Genomic DNA, 18203 nt, shown 5'->3' with positions numbered 1-18203 from the left:
GGGACGACAGGAGACGAGACGCGCGGCGTCAGCCGGACGCGACGGCGGAAGCCGACAGCGTCTTGCTGACGTCCACGAAGCCCGGCTTCTGGGAGACCAGCCGCCCGTCGCGCACCACTTGGAACGTCACGCTGTGGTTCACGATCCGCGGAAAGCCGGGCGTCCCGAGCATGTCCACGTACTCCCAGCGCAGGGTGGGAGTCAGCCCGCCGGTCGTCACCGGTACCCCGCTGTCCAGGGCGTGCGAGATCTTCCCCGGCGTGATGTGGTCCGAGTCGAGCGACTGGATGACCGTCCGCAGCACGGTGTACGCGATCCAGGTGGTCTGCACGCCCGCGTCGGCCGGGTCGATGCGGTTGTCGCCGAACGCGTGGGTGCGGATCACCTGCTCCATCTCGCCCCAGCGCGCGTCGCCGGCGTCCGGGTACCAGCCCGTGATGTAGGCGCCTTCGAACGGGCCGTTGCGGCCGCCGGTGCGGTCGATGAGGGGCTGGCCGACGGAGCCCATGACCGAGGAGACCCGGATCTTCCGGTCGTCCTCCGGCAGCCGCCGGAAGGAGTCGAAGAAGGTCTCGGTACGGTCGCCGAGCGCGACGGTGACGCACCCCGGGCGGTCGTCCGACCCGGAGCCCGACCCGGGTCCGGACCCCGCCTTCTTGCGGGCCTGCTCGGCCTGCGCGGTGTAGTCCGTCGCGTCCTCCGCCGCCAGGATGTCCGCGGACTCGTGCCGATCGCCCTTCGCGAGGCCGGCGTTGAGCAGCCCGGGCAGTTCGTCGCCGGCTATGGTGTTGGGCCGCACCAGCGAGACCCGGTCGCAGGCGTCCGCGAGCTGCTCGCCGTTGCCGGCCAGCAGGGCCGCCTGGCCGCCGTTGACGGGGTAGGAGAGGTAGCTGGTGAACTCCTCCTCGGATATCCCGTAGCCGCCGATGAAGGGGATACCCGCGGCCTCCAGCGGGGCCATGAAGGCTTCGCCGTGCTGGCTGTACGAGCCGACGACCGCGACGACGCCCTCCTTGACCGCCCGCCGGGCGCAGGCGGCGGCGCCGGTTGAGGTGTTCTGCTCGTTGCAGGAGATGACGCGCAGCTCGTGTCCGTCGAGCCCGCCGTGCGCCTTGGCCCAGCGGGCGTAGGCCTTCGCCATCGCCGGCATGCCGGGCATGTTCGTCGCCCGTGTCTCCTCGGGGGCGAAGGTCATTACCTTGATGGGCTCCCTGCCCCCCGAGCCGCCGGGGAGGACGCCACAGCCCGTGACCAGGGACGCACCGGCTGCCACGGCAGCCGTCGTCATGCATATGGCGCGAATCCGAGCGGTCTTTGATGGGCGGGTGGAGGAGGAACGTCGCCAACCGGTCATGCTCCGCCACATTTCCGCTTCCCGGGTAACGGAGTAGCGAGCATGGTTCAACGAGGGGTGACGGCAAGGTGAATTGCAGGGGGGCGTCCAGCCGTGCGAGAGGGGAACGTACGATCGGCGGCGTGCAGCAAGGTTCGGACAACTCTTCCCGTCGCGGCCGTCGCTCCTCCACCATGGGCGGCATGCCGCTCAATGACATGCCCTGGTGGCGCTGGCGCAGCAACGTGCGCTCGGCGCTGCACATGCTTTCCGACCCCGTCTTCCATCAGGAGTGCTGGCTGGCCGGCCGCGAGGGGTACGGCGACGTCACCGACGCCGTGTACCGCCTGGTCGAGGACACCTGGCTGGACAACTGGTCCGCCGAGAAGTACGTCGGGACGATCTTCCGCGACTCGGGCGAGGCCGCTCTCGTCGATGTCGCCGTCCTGCGCGTGCTGCGGATCATGCACCAAGTCGGTGCGGACGCTCCCGTATCGGCCTATCTGGAACACCACGGCTGGCCGGAAGCCGTGCGGGCCGCCCGGGAGGCGCACGTACGCCTTTCGGCGAGCGACGACGAGGATCCGGACGTGCCGCCGCGCTCGCTCGATGTGCTGCGCATCATGACGCGGTCCGCCTGAGGGTCCGCTCCCCGAAGGGTCCGCCTGACGGACCGGGATCCGCCGGGACCCGGCGGATATGGCACCCTACGAGGATGACCGACCAGTACGTCCTGACGCTCTCCTGCCCGGACAAACAGGGCATCGTGCACGCCGTGTCGAGCTATCTCTTCATCACCGGCTGCAACATCGAGGACAGTCAGCAGTTCGGCGACCGTGACACGGGACTGTTCTTCATGCGGGTCCACTTCTCGGCCGAGGCGCCGGTGACCGTGGACAAGCTGCGGGCCAGCTTCGCCGCCGTCGGGGACTCTTTCCAGATGGACTGGCAGATCCATCTCGCCGACGAGCGGATGCGGATCGTGCTGTTGGTCAGCAAGTTCGGTCACTGCCTCAACGACCTGCTCTTTCGCTCCGGGACCGGCGCGCTGCCGGTCGAGATCGCGGCGGTCGTCTCCAATCACACGGACTTCGCCGAACTGGTCGCCTCGTACGACGTCCCGTTCCATCACATTCCGGTCACCAAGGACAACAAGGCCGACGCCGAGGCGCAGCTGCTGGAGCTGGTGCGCGGCGAGAATGTCGAGCTGGTGGTGCTCGCCCGCTATATGCAGGTGCTCTCGGATGATCTGTGCAAGCAGCTGAGCGGCCGGATCATCAACATCCACCACTCCTTCCTACCGAGCTTCAAGGGCGCGAAGCCGTACCACCAGGCGCACGCTCGCGGCGTGAAGCTGATCGGCGCGACCGCCCACTATGTGACGGCCGACCTCGACGAGGGCCCGATCATCGAGCAGGAGGTCGAGCGGGTCGGCCACGGGGTCACCCCGGAGCAGCTGGTGGCGATCGGTCGCGATGTGGAGTGCCAGGCGCTGGCGCGGGCGGTGAAGTGGCACGCGGAGCACCGGATCCTGCTCAACGGCCGCCGTACGGTGGTGTTCGCGTAACCGCGCGCATTCCTCACTGGCTGCCGGACGGCTTCGGCACGTTGTCGCAGAGATCGTCCAGTACGAACGCCCCCTCCTGCCGTTGCAGGATCCGTTCCGCATCAAGCCGGTCGAGCAGCCGGCCCAGCAGCTTCGCGTCCTGCGGTGCGCCCAGGAATTCCAGTACGGCGCGGTAGAAGGCGTCCCGCAGCGTCGGCGGCATGGCGTCCGAGGCGTCCAGGCAGATCTGGCCCGCCCCGTCGAACAGGCCCTGGACAGCGCGGGTGCTCTGCGACAGCGGTACGGTGCCGAACGCGCCGCCGGGGAAGTACGGCCGCTCCCCGGGCCGCGCCGCCTTCGCCCAGTCCTCGCGGGCCTGGCGGGAGGTCAGCCGGTCGAGCAGGTCCCAGGCGGCGGCGCTGGGCTTGAAGACGGCGGCCATGTCGCCGGACACCTCGAACGCGTTGTCCTCGCTCTGCCCGTCGCTGAGCCCATCGGTGTTCTGCGCGTCGAAGAAGGCGGCGGTGGAAACGGGCTGCACGTCGTCGCCGTAGTGGCGGCGGATGAAAGAGCCCTGGTGCTCATGGGTGCAGTGACCGCTGTTCAGCAGTCCGTACCGGCCGTTGCCGAGCTGCTCGAAGGACAATTTGAGCCCCTCCGCGCCGAGGTTCCCGCCGTTCGCGGCGAGCAGTTCGGCCCACTCCTCCCAAGCCGCCTTCGTCTGCCACCACGAGGTCTTGCCGGTCGCCCACCTCTCGTACGCGGTGGGCCCCTCGCGTTGCAGCAGCAGGTCCTCCACCCAGTCCGTGCCCGGCCAGCCGGAGGTGGCGCCGGAGCCCACACCCAGGCACCAGTCCGGCCTCTTCCCGGTGCTCTCCGCACGGCTGAAGATCAGCGACTTCAGGTCGACCCGCACCGGCGCCCAGTAAGCGCGTGTACGGGCCTCGCCCTGCTCGTTCTCGATGGTCAACGAGGGCGCCCACGGCGGGACCGCGGCCCCGGCCACCCGCTCAGGGAGCGGATACGCGTCTTTGGCCCTGGCGTACTCGGCGAGCTCGCCGGGGCTGCTCAGTATCGCCAGGTCCGGCGGCGCGCCCGCCTGGAGCTGGGCCACCAGCGTCTCGCGCAGGGAACGGGTGCCCTTGTAGACGTAACTGCGTCCGGTCCGCTCACCGATGCGCCGCAGCGCCTCCACGAACGGCTTCTCCTCGCCGTCGGTCCACGGGCCGAGGACGACCAGGGTGCGCTCCTCGGCCGCGTCCGAGCAGCCGCCCGCCGTCACGGCGGCAGCGGCGAGCAGACAGCAGGCCAGCAGTGCCCTCAAGCGCTTCATACGTCTGTGTACTCCCGTCGGGGGCGAACGGCCGGATAGGGCCGGCCGTAGAGGAAGAGCGTGACGCCGCAGGCGAGCGCGCCCACGCCGGCCGCGGGAACGACGATGCCCGCGGTCAGCGACCAGCCGTCGGGGTGGGCTTCGCGCATCACGGCGGCCGCCGCGCGTGCGGTGGACTCGATCGTGCGGGGTGCCCTACGGGCCGCGCCCATGTGCTCCAGGACGCCGACGGTCGTACGCACCCGCTCCTGCGCGGCGTGCTCCTCGGCGCCGCCGACGGCCAGCAGCACGGGCGTGAGCAGCACCGGCACCGACGCCACCGCCAACTGCAGGCTGATCAGCCGCAGCCGGTCCCGCAGGAAGACCGAGGTGCCGACGAGGACGAAGGCGAAGAGGGCGGCGGCTAGTGCCGCGGCGGCCGCCGCGGCCAGGGTGAGCGGGCTCCAGGCCGCCAAGTCGCGGTTCTCCTCGTGCAGTTGGCGCTCCAGCTCGGCGATGCGGTCGAGGATGGAGATGGGCTCCTGGGGGGTGGCCTGGGCTACGGTCCGGTGCTTACCGCGCAACATGTCGTCGGCGTAGTCGACTCCGGCGTTGCGCAGCAATGGGCTCAGACGGTTCCGGTCGGCCCATGCGATCTTGTCGTCGTATGCGACGACCAGGCCGGAGACGACCCGCAGCTCCTGCTCCTGCGCCTTGTGCAGAGCCCCGGACTGTGCGACCCGGTTGAGGCTCTGCGAGGCCTCGGTCAGCAGGGAGCGGTAGGTCTCGCCGAGCTCGACGAAGCCGGCCTGCTTGGCGGTGCGGAGCCGTAACTCGGCCTGGACCTGGGCGAGTTCAAGGGAGATCCGGGCCTGCGCCAGATCCACGACTGCGGGCGCGCAACGATCCCGCAGCCGCTCCGAACGGCTGTGCACGTCGCCGTAGGCGGCCGCGGAGAGGGCGAGAGCGACCACGGCGAGCGCGGGCAGCACCAGCATCCGGCGGCGTAGGAACGCGGCGGTGGGGCGGCCGCCCTCGGGGGCGCGGCCCGCGGCGCGCAGCCACAGGGCGGGGAAGAGCCCGCGCAGGGCGGGGAGGGCACGGGTGGCGGCGGGGCGCAGCCGCGCGAGGGCGGGGCGGAGCCGGCTCAGGCGCGGGCGGAACAGCTTGCGGCTGGTCATGCGCCCTCCCGGGGGCCGCGGTGCCGGGCCGGCGCGGGACGGAGCAGCCGATTCAGGCTGCTCATGTGTCATCGCCCGGCCCGCGCAGCCGCGGACGGCGCGGCAGCCATCCGGTCAGCGGCCGCGCCGCCCGGTCCCGGTCCCGGTCGCGGTCGCGGTCCCGGTCGCGGTCCCGGTCCCGGTCCCGGTAGTGCTTCAGGCCAAGCGGACGAGTCCGGTACGCACTGTCGAGCAGCGCCTCCGCGAGCGCCGCGTCCTCCGCCCGGTCGGTGCGCGGCACCTGCTTGGCCAGCTTGCGGTAGCTGGCGGAGAGCTGCTCGCGCAGCTCACGTTCGGTTGCCGGGACGGGTATCCCGGGCGGCAGCGAGGCGCGCAGCTCGGCCAGCGGGTCGGTCTTCTCCCGCGCGGCGCCGACCAGTTCGAGGAGCAGTTCCAGGAGCTCCGCGGTGAGCCGTTCGTACGCCTGCCGGTCGGTGAGCCCCTCATGGCTGACCAGCCTGCGCAGCGCGGCGAACGCGCGCACCGCAGAAGCCACCGTCGGCGCGCTCCCGTCCGCGGGCGGGCTGGCGTGGATACGGACCATCGCCGTACGCGCCGCGGTGCGATGCCGGGAGTCCGGGGGCACACCGTCCAGGAACGCGAGGGCCAGATCCGGGCTGCGCCGGGCGAGATGGATGCGGGCGAGCCCGAAGGCGGCGCTGCCGAGCGCGTGATTGCGCCGCCACACCGCGTCGTAGAACTGCATGGCCTGCCGCTCGCGGTCCTCCCGGGCCGCGGCCGCGGGGGTGCCGACGTCGTCCGCGGCGCGCCGTTCGTCCGCCAGCCTTTCGTGGCAGTAGCCGAGGGCGAGCTTCGGCGCGTACTCGCCCGGGATGGCGTAGTACACCTCGTCGAAGCAGGTCAGGGCCTGGTGCAGGCGGCCGTGGGCAAGCTCGGTGAGCCCCTGGTGCCAGTCGAGCCGCCAGTCGTAGTCCGCGCGCTCGCCGAGCAGGCCCCGGGCCCGGTCGAGCTCCATCGCGGCGGCGACCAGCTGCTGGTCCCTCCCCCGGCGGCCTCCCCCAGCTACCGCTGGGGGTGTCCCCAGGCGCACTTGGTCGCGGGCGAGCTCCAGATGGAGCCGGCAGCGCAGCAGATGCAGCTCGGGGGAGGCCAGCCACTCGTCGCTGAGCTGGAGCAGACCTGCCGGGTCGGCGTACGAAGTGCGCTGCAGCTCCTTCCAGTTGGGGTCCCGCTGGTCCGGCTTGGGCATGGGGAGGGCCACCGCGACCTCGGCCGGGTCGGGCACCCCCGCGCCGAGGAGGTAGCCGCGGGTGCCGCCTGTCCGCCAGCGGCCCAGCGGCGGGGCCTTGCCGAGCTGACCGTCCAGGGCGGTGGCGGCCCGGTCGAAGAGCGGGGACGGCTCGAAGGTCTCTTCGCCGAGCCGCAGGGAGCGCAGTTCGCGCAGCACGCCGCGCAGTTGGAGGGCCATCTCCTGGGCGGATGCGTAACGCCGCTTGGGATCGGGTGCCATGGCGCGCCGCAGGGCGCGCTCCAGTGACTCGGTGCCGAGGTCGGCGGGCGGCGCGGGAGCCTTGGCGAGCAGTGAGCCGAGGACAGCCCCGACGCTGTAGAGGTCGCCGGCGGTCGTCATCTCGCCCGCGGGGCCGGTCTCGGGCGGCCGGTGGCTGACCGGTCCTGGCGTGCCGGGCTTGCGGACGCCCGCGACGTCGATGAGTTTGATGCCGTTGCCGCAGTGCAGGACGTTGGTGAGGGACAGATCGCCGTAGACGAGGCCCTCCTGGTCGTGCAGATAGCTGAGCGCGTCCAGGATGAGCAGCCCGTACACGACGATGAACTCCCGCACCCGGGGCCCGGAGAACGGGGGACGGTGCTGGGCGATCCGGGCAGCGACCCACTCCAGCGGCGCCCCGTCGGCGAACTCCATCACGATGAACTCCGCCGAAGTCGACGGATGGCGCGCGTAGTTGACCACCCGTATGACGGACGGATGGTTGAGGCTGACCAGCCGCAGCCGCTCCTGATGCGCCTGCAGGACGGCTGCGGGGTTTCCCGGGTCGAGGATTCCCTTGAGCGCCACCGGACGGTTGTCGAGCAGCAGATCGCGGGCGAGATACACCTGCCCGTGGCTGCCCTGGCCGATCGGGCCCACCACCTCGTACTGCTGGTGCAGCCGGTCGCCGCCCGTCAGATGGGGCCCGGCCGGTGCCGTGACGAGCGCGTCCGGGTTACGCACGGCGACGACCGGCAGATCGGTGAGCCCGTCGCCGGGCGGGTCCACGGCGAACTCGTGCGGGCCCAGCGGCCCGGCCAGGGTCAGCTCCGCCGCCTCGGCGTCCAGCAGCGCCGTCTCGATGTCGACAGCGAGCCGGAACAGCTCGTGCGGCAGGGCGGGCGTGTCGTACAAGAGGCCACCGCGGCAGAGCTGTTGGAGCCGCCCGCGCAGCCGTGGGGACCGGTCTTCGGGGCGCCGCGGTATCGGCCGGCCTGCCGTGGCCGGATGCCCTGGCAGCTGCCGTAACCGCTGTTCGGTCTCGGCGAGCCGGGTGACACGCGCGGCGAGCCGGTCGGCGCGGCGGTCCGGCCACCCGGGTTCCAGGAGCTCGGCGCGTACCCGGGCGAGCAGCGGCGAGCGGGGGTCGCTGAAGACGAGCAGCAGCCGGCTGTCGCCGCGGGCGAGCAGCGCGCGCAGCAGCGCCACGATCTCCGCGTCCGGCGATGCGGACCGGTCGACGGCGAGGAAGGCCGCGATCAGCGGCGGGCTCGCCTCGGCGATCTGGTCGAGCAGCTCGGTGTGGGGTGTGCGGGGCGGGGGCGGGTCGTCCAGGCCGATCCGGTCGGCGGCGTGGACGGCGAGCTCCTCGGCGGTGCGGTTGGTGGCGTCGACCGCGATGTCGATGCTGCCCACCTGCGGCTCGCCCACCGAACTCGCGGACGCGGACGGCGGGCTCTGCTCCCGGTCGGCGAGGGTGAGCGCGGAGCGGACGGTGTGCAGCAGCGCGTGCTCCCCCTCACCGGCGAAGGCAAGCTCGACGGGGTCGGTGTCCGCAGCGCCGTCCAGCCAGCGAGTAAGCCTGCGATGCAGGCCGGGGACCCGGCCGGAGGCGGTCCTGTCGGGGGCGACGGCGACGTCGCGGGAGACGGCACGGGGCCCGTTGACCGTCAGCCCGAGCCGTTCCAGCGGCAGATACTTCAGCACGGTCTCGGTCGGGATCATGTAGGCGTGCTCACGGCGTACGGGCGCCTGCGGGGTACCGAACTGGTGGGCCACGATGCCGATGAGCCGGCGTGAGCGGCTGTGGACGACTCCGCTGCCGCTGTAGCCGTGCCGCACGACGTACGAGGAGCCCTCCGTGTCGAGCTGCACCCACTCGGGCTTGGGCGCGGGCCCGCCGCGCCCCATCAGCCGGGCGTCGAGATGCTCGCCGCCCGGCAGGTCCTCCGGGTAGCCGGTGAAGTGCACCGGCTCATTGCGCGCCGGGATCTGGCGGTGCAGCACCGCATGCGGCACGGACGGCTCGCGGTCCAGTTTGAGCAGGGCGAGGTCGCCGCTGAAGTACGGGGTGGGCAGGGCCAGATACTCCCGCAGCAACCGGGCGCGCAGCGGGCCCGGGTCCTCGCCGCTCAGGGCGGCTCCGGGTCCGTCCACGTAGACGGTGTCGAAGGGGGTGCGGGCGCCGTCCTGGCCGGGGCGCGACAGCACCGTATGGGCGCAGGTGAGCACCAGACCCCCGGGGAGCAGCACCCCGGCGCCCAGCGGGCGGCCCGAACGGTCTTGCGTACGCAGCAGACAGACCCGCCAACTCTCCTCATGCGAAGAGGAGTTGGACGCACGCAACGGCTCCCTCATACTTCTCAACGATAACTACAGGAGACGGGGGACGCGATGGCTGTGCGTGACAATGAGTCGGTGGCCGGGCTCGCCGAGGTGATCGGACAGGTCCGGGACGAACTGGAGCGGGCGCAGCGGGCCGGCGAGGGGCGCGATCTCAAATTCAGTGTGGAGAGGGTGAATCTGGAGTTCGCGGTGCAGGTCCGGCGCGAGGGCGGCGGCAGGGCCGAGTTGCGGATCGGGGTGGTCACGGCGGGCGGCGGCGGGACGGCGGCGCGGGACACGACACACACGATCCAGATCGAGCTGAAACCGCAGGGACGCGACGGGGACCCGAACGTGCGGGTGGGCGGGGAGTAGCCCGCGCCGGCGGTAGCCCGCGCCGGCGGGCGGCCGCGGCCGCTACAGCCTGCTCAGCGACGCCGCCGCGAACAGCACGTCCCGGATCGCCTCGCGGTCCCCGTCCTGGCCGGCCGCGGCCTCCTCCGGCGAGACGTGGCCCGCCACCAGGTGACAGAACTCCACGCCGTCCAGCGCCACTTGGGCCACCGCCTGGTCCGCGGAGCCGACGGCCGCCGGGGAGTCCAGCGCGATGAACCAGTTCCCGCCGCCCGAACCCTCGACCTCCAGATGCAGCGAACGGCCCGGCGCACCCGCCGCGACCAGATGTTTCGCGGGTCCGGCGAGGCCCGCGCGTCTGCGGTCGGCGAGCGCCGCGGGCAGCAGCCGCGCCGCCAGGTCGATCATCCGGTGCAGATGGGAGCCGCTCGGCGGCTCGTACGGATAGTCCACCGCGTCCGCGATGTCGCCCGCGTGCATCCAGCACTCGAAGGCCCGGTCCAGCAGGGAGTCCCGCAGTGGCAGGGCGAAGTCTCCGTACGAGACGGACAGTTCCGCGACTCCGCGGCCGGCGAAGGAGACCGTGCGGATGAGGGAGTGGCTCTGGTCGCGCCACGGCTCGCGGATGGTGCGGGTGGGCGGCAGGTCGGCCGTGCGCCAGAAAGCTTCGGTGCGCTCGGTCGGTACTGTCGGCGCGTTCGGTCCGAGCGGATCGTCCAGACCGAGGGTGCCCGCGACCAGACCGTCGACGGTCATCAGATGCGCGATCACCCCGGCCACGGTCGTCCGGCGGCTCACCTGGCGCTCGCCCTCGAACCACTTGAGGCGCACGGGCGCGTGCCACTCCGACTCGCCGATGTCCCGCAGCAGGGCGTCGAGCCGCGCGGTCTCGGCGTCGTACGGATTGGCCCAGGTGGGCACCGGGATACGGGCCGGCCTGCGCCCCAGGCAGTTCTCAAGGACGCGGAACCGCAGCAGCGGGTCGAGGTCCAGGTCCCGGTCGGTGTGCAGCAGCGCGACGGCATCACGCAGCCGCAGGGCCTCTTCGGCGCAGGGCGCGCAGTCGCCGAGGTGTTCCTCGACAGCCGCGGTCTCCTCGGCGGAGCAGGCGGACAGCGCCCATGCGCCCAGCAGGGACTTCAGCACGCTGTGGGACGGGCCTTCGCCCCCGGGCGGTCCATCTCCCGTTCCGCCGGCCGTTCCGCCCCCTGTCTCGGGCGGCAATTCCGGCGGCAATCGGGGCGGCAATTGGGGCTCTGGGGGAGCCGCTCCGGGCAGCAGGAGCGGGGGTGCGTCCAGCGCGTCCAGATTGTCCGCCGCCGAACGCGGTCCCGGGATACGCGGCGCGCCCCGCATCTCGTCGCGGCCGTCGTCGTCGCCGTGGCCGCCGCCCAGCGGGCCGTTCACAAGGAGCGTCCGTATCCGGGCGGGGACGACCCCTCCAGCGGGCGTGTGTTGGCGGTGGACAGCAGTTGGAGGCCGAGCCGCAGCCGGCGTCTGGCCTCGTCCTCGGTGACCCCGAGGTCTGCCGCGGTCTGGCGGTAGTCCCTGCGCTGGAAGTACGCGAGTTCCAGCGCGGCGCGCAGCGGCGCCGGCATGGAGGTGACGATGTAGTCGGCGCGGGCCGCGACCGCCGCCCGGCGCACCTTCTGCTCCAGCTCCTCCGTCGTGCCCTCGCCGCTGTCCGCGAGCGCGGCGGCCTCGGCCTTCCGCAGCCGGTATACCGCTTGGCTGTTGGTGATCCTTGCCACCCAGGAACGCATTGAGCCCTGCTTGGGGTCGTACGCGTCGGGGTTCTCCCAGATGTAGCCGAAGACCTCGCGGGTGACCTGGTCGGCGGCTTCGTCATCGTCGAGAACCCGGTGGGCGAGCATGTGCACGAGTGACGCGAACCTGTCGTACAGCTCCCCGAGCGCGGCGGCCTCTCCGCGCGAGAGCCGTTGCTGCATCCTGCGGTCCCAGCGCGGTGGTGTGTCCTTTGCCATACGGCCCCCAAGCCTTGCCCCTGTGCCTGTCGCCCCTTCGAATGTAGTGCGCGCGGCCGCGGACGCACGACCCTTTGCGCCAAGAGTGCCCGTCGAGGGGGACCAGGATGGTAGGACCCTGACGGTCCCCGGTCGGCCTGCCTGGACCGTTGTGTTTCGTGTGGGGACGGCTGGGCAGCTGCGACAGGAAGCGCGGATTCCGGTACGAGGAGAGGTCGCGTCGTGATGCTTGAAGTGGACGAGACCCGACAGGGTGCGTGGACCGTGCTGCACGTCTGCGGCGAGCTCGATCTCGTCTCCTCGCCGGTGATCCGCCAGCATGTCCATGACGCGGTCGCCGTCGGGCGCCGTGATCTGGTGCTCGACCTCTCCGAGGTGCTCTTCTGCGACTCCAGCGGCGTGGGCCAGCTGATCGCCGCCCGCCGCCTGCTGCGCTCCTGCCAGGGCAGACTCCGGCTGATCCTGCCCGCCCGCGGCGCCGAGGAAGGATCGCACGTCAACCGGGTGCTGGCGGCCCTCGGGGTGCGCCGCCTCTTCGAGGTGTACGCGGACGCCGGCTCGGCCACCGACGAGGAGGCCGAGCCTCTCTCCGCCTGACCGTAGTCACCGGGTGACTGTCTGTCCGTCACCAGGCCATCGCCCCGATGTCGCCGTCACGTAATTGGCTGGGTACTTGCACACGTCAGCGTCCGGGGTCGTACCCTCGCCGCATGGACAGCGCAGAGTACGAGCGCAAGATCGCTTCCCGCTTCGCCGCCTTCGACCAGGACGGCAACGGCTATATCGACCGTGAGGACTTCAGTGGGGCCGCCGCGGCCCTGCTCGCCGAGTTCGACACGACCGCACGCTGCGACAAGGGCCAGGCCCTGTACAGCGGCGCGGAGGCGTTCTGGCAGGGCATGGCCGGGATCGCGGACGTGGACGGCGACCAGCGGGTCACCCGCCAGGAGTTCATCACGGGTGCGGTGAAGAGGCTGCGCGACAACCCCCAGCGGTTCGCCGAGATTGCCCGCCCCTTCCTTCACGCCGTGGTCGCCATCGCCGACGAGGACGGCGGCGGCGTGACCCCGTCGGCCGCCGAGCGGGTGCTGCGGGTGCTGGGCGTGCAGCCAGGCGTCGCGGCAAAGGTGGCGGCGGCGCTGGACGCGGACGGCGGCGGCCGGATCAGCGAGGAGGAGATCCTCTCCGCCTTCGCGGCGTACTACGTCACGCCCGAGCCGTAGCCCGTCCGCCGGGGCTCCGCCCCGGACCCCGCGCCTCAATCGCCGGCGCGTCGCGATGCCGATGGACGCGCCCGGGGGTCACCGTCCGGCCGCTGCGGACGCTGGCCGGGTCGGCGGAGTTCGCGGAGATGTTCCTCGACGAGGTCAGGGTGCCGGTCGCCAACCGGGTCGGCCGGAACGACGGCTGGCACGTCACCATGGTCACCCTCTCCTTCGAGCGCGGCACGGCCTTCGTCGGCGAGGTCGTCGCCTGCCGCCGCACGCTGGGCGAACTGGCCGCCGCCGCCCGCGCGAACGGCACCTGGGACGACCCGGTGCTGCGCCGCAGGCTTGGCCGGGAAGCGGGCCGGGCGCTGCTGAACGGGCCGCTCGTGGCGACCCATCTGGCCGCGTGCGGCGGGCTGCCGGGCGCTGCGGACGGTACGCGTGTGATCACCTGTGCCACCCAACTGCGTGCCCTCGTACCGCACTTCGCCGACGCGGACGCTTTCGTCGTCATCCATGGCACCTCAATGCGCGTCCGGTATCCGAAGGACCTGCAGTCGGCCCGGCCCGTACGGTCCATGGACCCGCTCACTCCGCCGCACCGGATCCCGGGCTTGACGCCGAAGGCCCCGCCGCGTCCGCACGCCGTGCTCCTCACCGCGGCCGAGCAGCTCGGCAGCGCCGCCCGCACCACCGAGACGGCCGTGCAATACGCCAAGGAACGCGAACAGTTCGGGCAGCCCATCGGCGGCTTCCAGGCAGTCAAGCACCTGTGTGCCCAGATGCTCGTACGCACGGAGGTGGCCCGCGCCGCCGTCTACGCGGCGGCCGTCACCGAGGACTTCACCGAGATCGCCTGCGCCGAACTGCTCGCCGACGAGGCCGCGGTCCAGGGCGCGCGCGACTGCCTCCAGGTGCACGGCGGAATGGGCTTCACCTGGGAGGCGGACGTGCATCTGCACCTCAAGCGGGCCTGGCCGCGCGCGCAGATGTGGCTGACGGCGGCGGAAGCGGAGGAGATCCAGGCCGAGGCCTTGGCCTCAGCACTCTGAAGCGTCACCGAGCGTTGACCGGATGTCGGGAACGGGCGTCGATACCGGGTTGTGTCCTTCGAGCGACTCGTCACGGCCCGGAGTCGGGGACCTGCTCCGGTACCCTCCGTGGGATGCGACTGGTTCCGAGGCAGGGGTGTCACGGTGTTGCCAATACGGCGGCTCCGGGCCCGGGAATGCGCGCCGTTCAGCCCGTGCGCGCGCGTGCTGCGAGCCTCTGTTCGACTCCCCGCAACGTGCGTCGCACAGTATGCACCACTGGTACTCCTTCGCGCTGGAATATGCCCGAAGCGCTTGTTGCGGTGACTGTACGTCAACCATGCTGTCTCGCAAGGGAGTCACGTTCAGTGACCTGGTTGAGGACCCTGTCGAGGTGCGAGGCGATGTGTCCGCCGGTTCGGATGGTGTGAGCGGTGCAGGTGCTTCTGGTTCAGTTGGAGGTCGGGCCCGACCCCGCGGAGGTGGGACGCGCCCGTAGGTGGGCCCGTTCGCGGCTCGCCGGGTCAGGCATAGGGGACGACGAGCCACTGGCCGACACGCTGATCCTGCTGATCTCGGAACTGGTCACCAACGCGGTCGTCCACACTGGTTGTCCGGCTGTGCTGCGGATGCTCTTCGGCGCGGGTGCGGCGGAGGCCGGGACCGTACGGGTGGAGGTCGCCGACATCAGCGCCTGCCCCCCGAAGCCGCGCCACGCCGAAGGTGAGGACACCAACGGCCGCGGGCTCGAACTGGTCGACGGCCTCGCCGACCGGTGGGGCTGGCAGCCGGAGGGCGCGGGCAAGTCCATCTGGTGCGAGGTGGACAGGGGTGCGACGGAGATCGCGTACGAGCCGGCGGTGCGGGGCTTCGTCACCGCGCCGTAGACCGGGACCTCGCAGGGGCGACGAGGTCGAGAGCGTGCACGGGCAGCCAGAGGTTCTCGATCTCCGGCGGGAAGATCTCGAAGGCAATCAGGGCGGCGTCCCAGTGGGTGGCGGCCTGAAGCCCCATGGTCACGGCGTCGTCGCTGGTGGCGACCGTGCCGGGGCCGAAGAGCTCCTGATCTGGACCATGGTGTGCAGGGGGTTCACCCGGCCGAGGATGATGCCCGTCCGGATGCCGTCCTGCTGGAGAGGGAGCGCGAGGGCGACGCGGCGGCCGCTGCGGACGGTGGCGGTGGCGTCCTTGACGACCTCGTCGTTGATCAGGTTGAGCGTCCCCATCTCGTCGTCCTCGCCCCAACGCCCCCAGTTGTTCACGCGCTTGGCGATCTCGTGGAACTCGGCCGGGAGTGACATCGGGCCTCCTGGGACTTGTGCTCAGGTATTTGACTGACCGTAGAATCTAACGATCCATCAGAAACCGCGGGAGGGGCCGGACGTGCGGAACTTCTTGGCAGGCAAGGTCGTCGCCGTGACGGGTGCCGGGCGCGGCATCGGCTGGGCGGTGGCACTGGCCGCGGCGGCGGAGGGGGCGCGGGTCGTCGTCAACGACTACGGCGTCTCGATCGAGGGCAGCGAGCCGACGTCGGAGGTCGCGTCGACCCCCGCTCCTCAATCGCCGGCGGGGCTGGATTTGAGCTTCGTGCCGGTCGGCGATGTTCCTGGACAAGTCCATCCTGGGCTGCCGCTACGGCTCCTCCCCTCCGCAGCACGACATCGCCCTGTACGCCGAGCTGTACCGGCAGGGCAGGCTCCTGCTTGACGAACTGGTCACCGAGACCTACCCGATCGAGGACTTCGCGAAGGCGGCGGACGACGCGCACCACGGGCGGGTGGCGCGTGGCGTGCTGACGTTCTGAGCCCTGTGCTCTGTGGTGGCCCCTCAGCCCTCGGCGGCGGCGCGGAAAGCGCGCCGGTAGGCGGTCGGCGGCACCCCGAGGGCTGCCTGCAGGTGCTGGCGCATCGACTGCGCCGTGCCGAAGCCCGCGTCCCGTGCCACCTGATCGACGGAGAGATCCGTGGATTCGAGCAGATGCCGGGCCCGCTCCACGCGCTGCCGCGTCAGCCACTGGCCGGGGCTGATGCCTGCCTCCTCGCGGAAGCGGCGCGTGAACGTCCGTACCGACATGGACTCCTGGTCGGCCATGTCGCGCAGCTGGATCGGCTCGTGGAGGCGGCTGAGCGCCCAGGCCCGCGCGCTGGTGGTGGTCGCCAACTGCGGTTCGGGGACAGGCCGGTGGATGTACTGGGCCTGACCGCCGTCCCGGTGCGGCGGTACGACCGTACGGCGCGCGACGTCATTGGCGACGGCCGTGCCGTGGTCACGCCGCACGATGTGCAGGCACAGGTCGATTCCGGCCGCGACTCCCGCCGAGGTGAGCACGTCACCGTCGTCGATGAAGAGGACGTCCGCGTCGACCCTGACGGACGGGAAGAGCCGCTGGAAGTGCTCGGCGGAGGACCAGTGGGTGGTGGCGGGCCGGCCGTCGAGGAACCCGGCTGCGGCGAGGACGTAGCCGCCGGTGCAGATCGAGACCATGCGGGTGCCGGGCCGGATGTGCGCGAGGGCGGCCGCCAGCTCTTCGGTGAGCCGGCCCTCCTCGTAGACGGGCCCCAGTTGGTACGAGGCGGGGACGACAACGGTGTCGGCGGTGGCCAGTGCTTCGGGGCCGTGCGCGACGTGAATGTCGAAGTCGGCGTCCGTGCGGACGGGGCCGGGCCGGACCGAGCAGGTGACGATCTCGTACAGGGGGTGGCCGTCCGCGTCCTGGGCACGACCGAAGATCCGGTGCGGAATGCCCAGCTCGAAGGGGAGCAGCCCGGTCAGTGCCAGCACGACGACCCGATGCCTCTTGACCCCGTGGTGCCTGCTCACCTCGTCGTGCCTGTTGACCCTGTCATGCCTCTTGGCTCCATTCGTGGCCCGATCCTATCGAACACTGTCCTCCGGGCCACTCGTTGCGGTTGATCGCTCCCCGGATGCTGGTGACGTGACCCAGACAACCGAGCCGCAGAACGGCAGACCGCCCTTTCGCCGCCCTCCGCGTATCCGTGTCCACCGTGCGTGGTTCGTCGCTGTCGTCGCTTTTGTGACGATCATCGGTGCCGCGGCCTTCGCCTCCCTGCCTGGTCTGCTGATCGAGTCGCTGCACGAGGAGTTCGCCTGGTCACGCGGCACGATCGGCTTCGCGGTCTCGGTCAATCTCGCGCTGTACGGGCTCACCGCGCCGTTCGCCGCGGCGCTGATGGACCGCTTCGGCATCCGCCGGGTGGTCGCCGTAGCTCTCACGGTCATCGCGGTCGGCTCCGGGCTCACCGTCTTCATGACGACGTCCTGGCAGCTCGTCCTCTACTGGGGCATCCTCGTCGGCCTGGGCAGCGGCTCGATGGCGCTGGCGTTCGCCGCGACGGTCACCAACCGCTGGTTCGTGCAGCGGCGTGGCCTGGTCACCGGCATCCTCACCGCGGCCGGCGCCTCCGGCCAGCTCGTTTTTCTCCCTGTCCTCTCCTGGCTGGTCGAGAACCACGGCTGGCGCCCGGCCTCGATCACGGTCGCGCTCTCGGCGCTGGCCGTCGTCCCCTTCGTCTGGCTGCTGCTGCGTGACCACCCGGCGGACGTGGGGATCGCGGCGTACGGCGCGGAGGGCTTCACCCCGAAGCCGGACCCGGTGCCGGGCGCGGCCCGCCGCGCGGTCACTGTGCTGTTCAAGGCGGCCCGCACCGGGCCGTTCTGGCTGCTGGCGGGCACCTTCGCGATCTGCGGGGCGTCGACGAACGGCCTGGTCAAGACCCACTTCGTGCCCGCCGCCCACGACCACGGCATGCCGATCACGGCGGCCGCGTCGCTGCTCGCGGTGATCGGCGTCTTCGATGTTGTCGGCACGATCGCGTCGGGGTGGTTCACGGACCGCTTCGAGGCGCGGCGGCTGCTGGCGGTGTACTACGCGCTGCGCGGGAACTCACTGCTCTTCCTGCCGATGCTGCTCGCCCCGTCCGTCCAGCCGCCGATGATCTTCTTCATCGTCTTCTACGGCCTGGATTGGGTGGCGACCGTGCCGCCGACGATCGCCCTGTGCCGCGAGCACTACGGCGAGGACAGCGCGATCGTCTTCGGCTGGGTGCTGGCATCGCACCAGGTGGGCGCGGCGGTCATCGCCTTCGCGGGCGGTGTGACGCGGGATGTCTTCGGCTCGTACGACGTGGTCTGGTACGCGTCGGGCGCGCTGTGCGCGGCGGCGGCGCTGATGGCGCTGGTGATCCGGCGCAGGCCGCTGGCCGCGCTGCCGCCGGTCTCTTTGCAGAAGGGGGCAGAAGACCCGGTCAGGGGCTGAAGCGCCCGAACTTCCCCCGGTGGAAGAACAGCGGCGCGCCCTGGTCCTCATCGGCCGCGCTCCCGTCCACGGCACCCAGCGCCGCCACCCTGCCGACGACGATGGCGGTGGCCGCCATCCCTGCGTGTCCCATCAAATCCCCCATTGTTTCTGGCGGTCCGTC

The 18203-nt window shown here is 71.5% G+C and carries 16 protein-coding genes and 3 pseudogenes; 10 read left to right on the top strand and 9 right to left on the bottom strand.

Going from position 1 to position 18203, the window contains the following annotated elements:
• Window positions 1–28: 28 nt before the first annotated feature.
• Window positions 29–1354, bottom strand: a complete 1326-nt coding sequence (locus ACWDO5_RS09785) for an ABC transporter substrate-binding protein (protein WP_450529797.1) — start codon at window positions 1352–1354, stop codon at window positions 29–31.
• Window positions 1355–1527: 173 nt separating this feature from the next.
• Here ACWDO5_RS09785 and ACWDO5_RS09780 point away from each other — a divergent pair, with 173 nt between their 5' ends.
• Together ACWDO5_RS09780 and purU are read left to right on the top strand one after the other, a co-directional pair.
• The gene (locus ACWDO5_RS09780) at window positions 1528–1974 is read left to right on the top strand and encodes an SCO4402 family protein (protein WP_450529812.1); all 447 of its coding nucleotides are present in this window, start codon (window positions 1528–1530) and stop codon (window positions 1972–1974) included.
• Between the two features lie 74 nt (window positions 1975–2048).
• Window positions 2049–2900 carry a formyltetrahydrofolate deformylase gene (gene purU, locus ACWDO5_RS09775; protein WP_450529796.1) on the top strand — a complete coding sequence of 284 codons (852 nt, stop codon included), beginning with the start codon at window positions 2049–2051 and terminating at the stop codon, window positions 2898–2900.
• A 13-nt stretch (window positions 2901–2913) separates the two neighbouring features.
• Here the strand turns inward: purU and ACWDO5_RS09770 are convergent, their stop codons facing one another.
• The 3 genes from ACWDO5_RS09770 to ACWDO5_RS09760 form a co-directional block, all read right to left on the bottom strand.
• Complete coding sequence (locus tag ACWDO5_RS09770) at window positions 2914–4212, bottom strand: extracellular solute-binding protein (protein ID WP_450529795.1); 1299 nt, start codon at window positions 4210–4212, stop codon at window positions 2914–2916.
• The gene (locus tag ACWDO5_RS09765; protein WP_450529794.1) at window positions 4209–5372 is read right to left on the bottom strand and encodes a hypothetical protein; all 1164 of its coding nucleotides are present in this window, start codon (window positions 5370–5372) and stop codon (window positions 4209–4211) included. Before ACWDO5_RS09765 ends, ACWDO5_RS09770 begins: the two co-directional genes overlap by 4 nt.
• Window positions 5373–5433: 61 nt before the next feature.
• Window positions 5434–9219, bottom strand: a complete 3786-nt coding sequence (locus ACWDO5_RS09760; RefSeq protein WP_450529793.1) for a tetratricopeptide repeat protein — start codon at window positions 9217–9219, stop codon at window positions 5434–5436.
• Between the two features lie 36 nt (window positions 9220–9255).
• Between ACWDO5_RS09760 and ACWDO5_RS09755 the strand changes: the two genes are divergently transcribed.
• Window positions 9256–9561, top strand: coding sequence for a trypco2 family protein (locus ACWDO5_RS09755; protein ID WP_450529792.1), 306 nt, complete (start codon window positions 9256–9258; stop codon window positions 9559–9561).
• Between the two features lie 42 nt (window positions 9562–9603).
• On the opposite strand, the gene ACWDO5_RS09750 is transcribed toward ACWDO5_RS09755, so the two are convergent.
• Both ACWDO5_RS09750 and ACWDO5_RS09745 read right to left on the bottom strand, forming a co-directional pair.
• Complete coding sequence (locus ACWDO5_RS09750; protein WP_450529811.1) at window positions 9604–10896, bottom strand: maleylpyruvate isomerase N-terminal domain-containing protein; 1293 nt, start codon at window positions 10894–10896, stop codon at window positions 9604–9606.
• Window positions 10897–10943: 47 nt separating this feature from the next.
• Window positions 10944–11525 carry a sigma-70 family RNA polymerase sigma factor gene (locus tag ACWDO5_RS09745; RefSeq protein WP_450529791.1) on the bottom strand — a complete coding sequence of 194 codons (582 nt, stop codon included), beginning with the start codon at window positions 11523–11525 and terminating at the stop codon, window positions 10944–10946.
• A gap of 222 nt (window positions 11526–11747) precedes the next feature.
• Here ACWDO5_RS09745 and ACWDO5_RS09740 point away from each other — a divergent pair, with 222 nt between their 5' ends.
• The 4 genes from ACWDO5_RS09740 (at window position 11748) to ACWDO5_RS09725 (ending at window position 14651) form a co-directional block, all read left to right on the top strand.
• Window positions 11748–12122 carry an STAS domain-containing protein gene (locus ACWDO5_RS09740; RefSeq protein ID WP_450529790.1) on the top strand — a complete coding sequence of 125 codons (375 nt, stop codon included), beginning with the start codon at window positions 11748–11750 and terminating at the stop codon, window positions 12120–12122.
• Between the two features lie 113 nt (window positions 12123–12235).
• Window positions 12236–12748 carry an EF-hand domain-containing protein gene (locus tag ACWDO5_RS09735; RefSeq protein WP_450529789.1) on the top strand — a complete coding sequence of 171 codons (513 nt, stop codon included), beginning with the start codon at window positions 12236–12238 and terminating at the stop codon, window positions 12746–12748.
• 128 nt (window positions 12749–12876) lie between these two features.
• The gene (locus ACWDO5_RS09730; RefSeq protein WP_450529788.1) at window positions 12877–13785 is read left to right on the top strand and encodes an acyl-CoA dehydrogenase family protein; all 909 of its coding nucleotides are present in this window, start codon (window positions 12877–12879) and stop codon (window positions 13783–13785) included.
• A 413-nt stretch (window positions 13786–14198) separates the two neighbouring features.
• On the top strand, window positions 14199–14651 hold the full coding sequence (locus tag ACWDO5_RS09725) for an ATP-binding protein (protein WP_450529787.1): 453 nt from the start codon (window positions 14199–14201) through the stop codon (window positions 14649–14651).
• Window positions 14652–14745: 94 nt separating this feature from the next.
• On the opposite strand, the pseudogene ACWDO5_RS09720 reads toward ACWDO5_RS09725, so the two are convergent.
• Window positions 14746–15065: pseudogene (locus ACWDO5_RS09720) on the bottom strand (cyclase family protein); the annotation flags it as partial.
• A gap of 82 nt (window positions 15066–15147) precedes the next feature.
• Here ACWDO5_RS09720 and ACWDO5_RS09715 point away from each other — a divergent pair.
• Together ACWDO5_RS09715 and ACWDO5_RS09710 are read left to right on the top strand one after the other, a co-directional pair.
• Window positions 15148–15309 (top strand): annotated as a pseudogene (locus tag ACWDO5_RS09715) (SDR family NAD(P)-dependent oxidoreductase); the annotation flags it as partial.
• 49 nt (window positions 15310–15358) lie between these two features.
• A pseudogene (locus ACWDO5_RS09710) lies at window positions 15359–15568 on the top strand (Zn-dependent alcohol dehydrogenase); the annotation flags it as partial.
• Window positions 15569–15591: 23 nt separating this feature from the next.
• Here ACWDO5_RS09710 and ACWDO5_RS09705 read toward each other — a convergent pair.
• The gene (locus tag ACWDO5_RS09705; protein ID WP_450529786.1) at window positions 15592–16584 is read right to left on the bottom strand and encodes a GlxA family transcriptional regulator; all 993 of its coding nucleotides are present in this window, start codon (window positions 16582–16584) and stop codon (window positions 15592–15594) included.
• 115 nt (window positions 16585–16699) lie between these two features.
• Between ACWDO5_RS09705 and ACWDO5_RS09700 the strand changes: the two genes are divergently transcribed.
• Window positions 16700–18040, top strand: a complete 1341-nt coding sequence (locus ACWDO5_RS09700; protein WP_450529785.1) for an MFS transporter — start codon at window positions 16700–16702, stop codon at window positions 18038–18040.
• Here the strand turns inward: ACWDO5_RS09700 and ACWDO5_RS09695 are convergent.
• Complete coding sequence (locus ACWDO5_RS09695) at window positions 18030–18173, bottom strand: hypothetical protein (protein ID WP_450529784.1); 144 nt, start codon at window positions 18171–18173, stop codon at window positions 18030–18032. The genes ACWDO5_RS09700 and ACWDO5_RS09695 overlap by 11 nt on opposite strands.
• Window positions 18174–18203: the final 30 nt, after the last annotated feature.

This window comes from Streptomyces sp. NPDC000880 (assembly GCF_053599675.1).
This window is presented reverse-complemented; position numbering and strand designations above follow the sequence as displayed.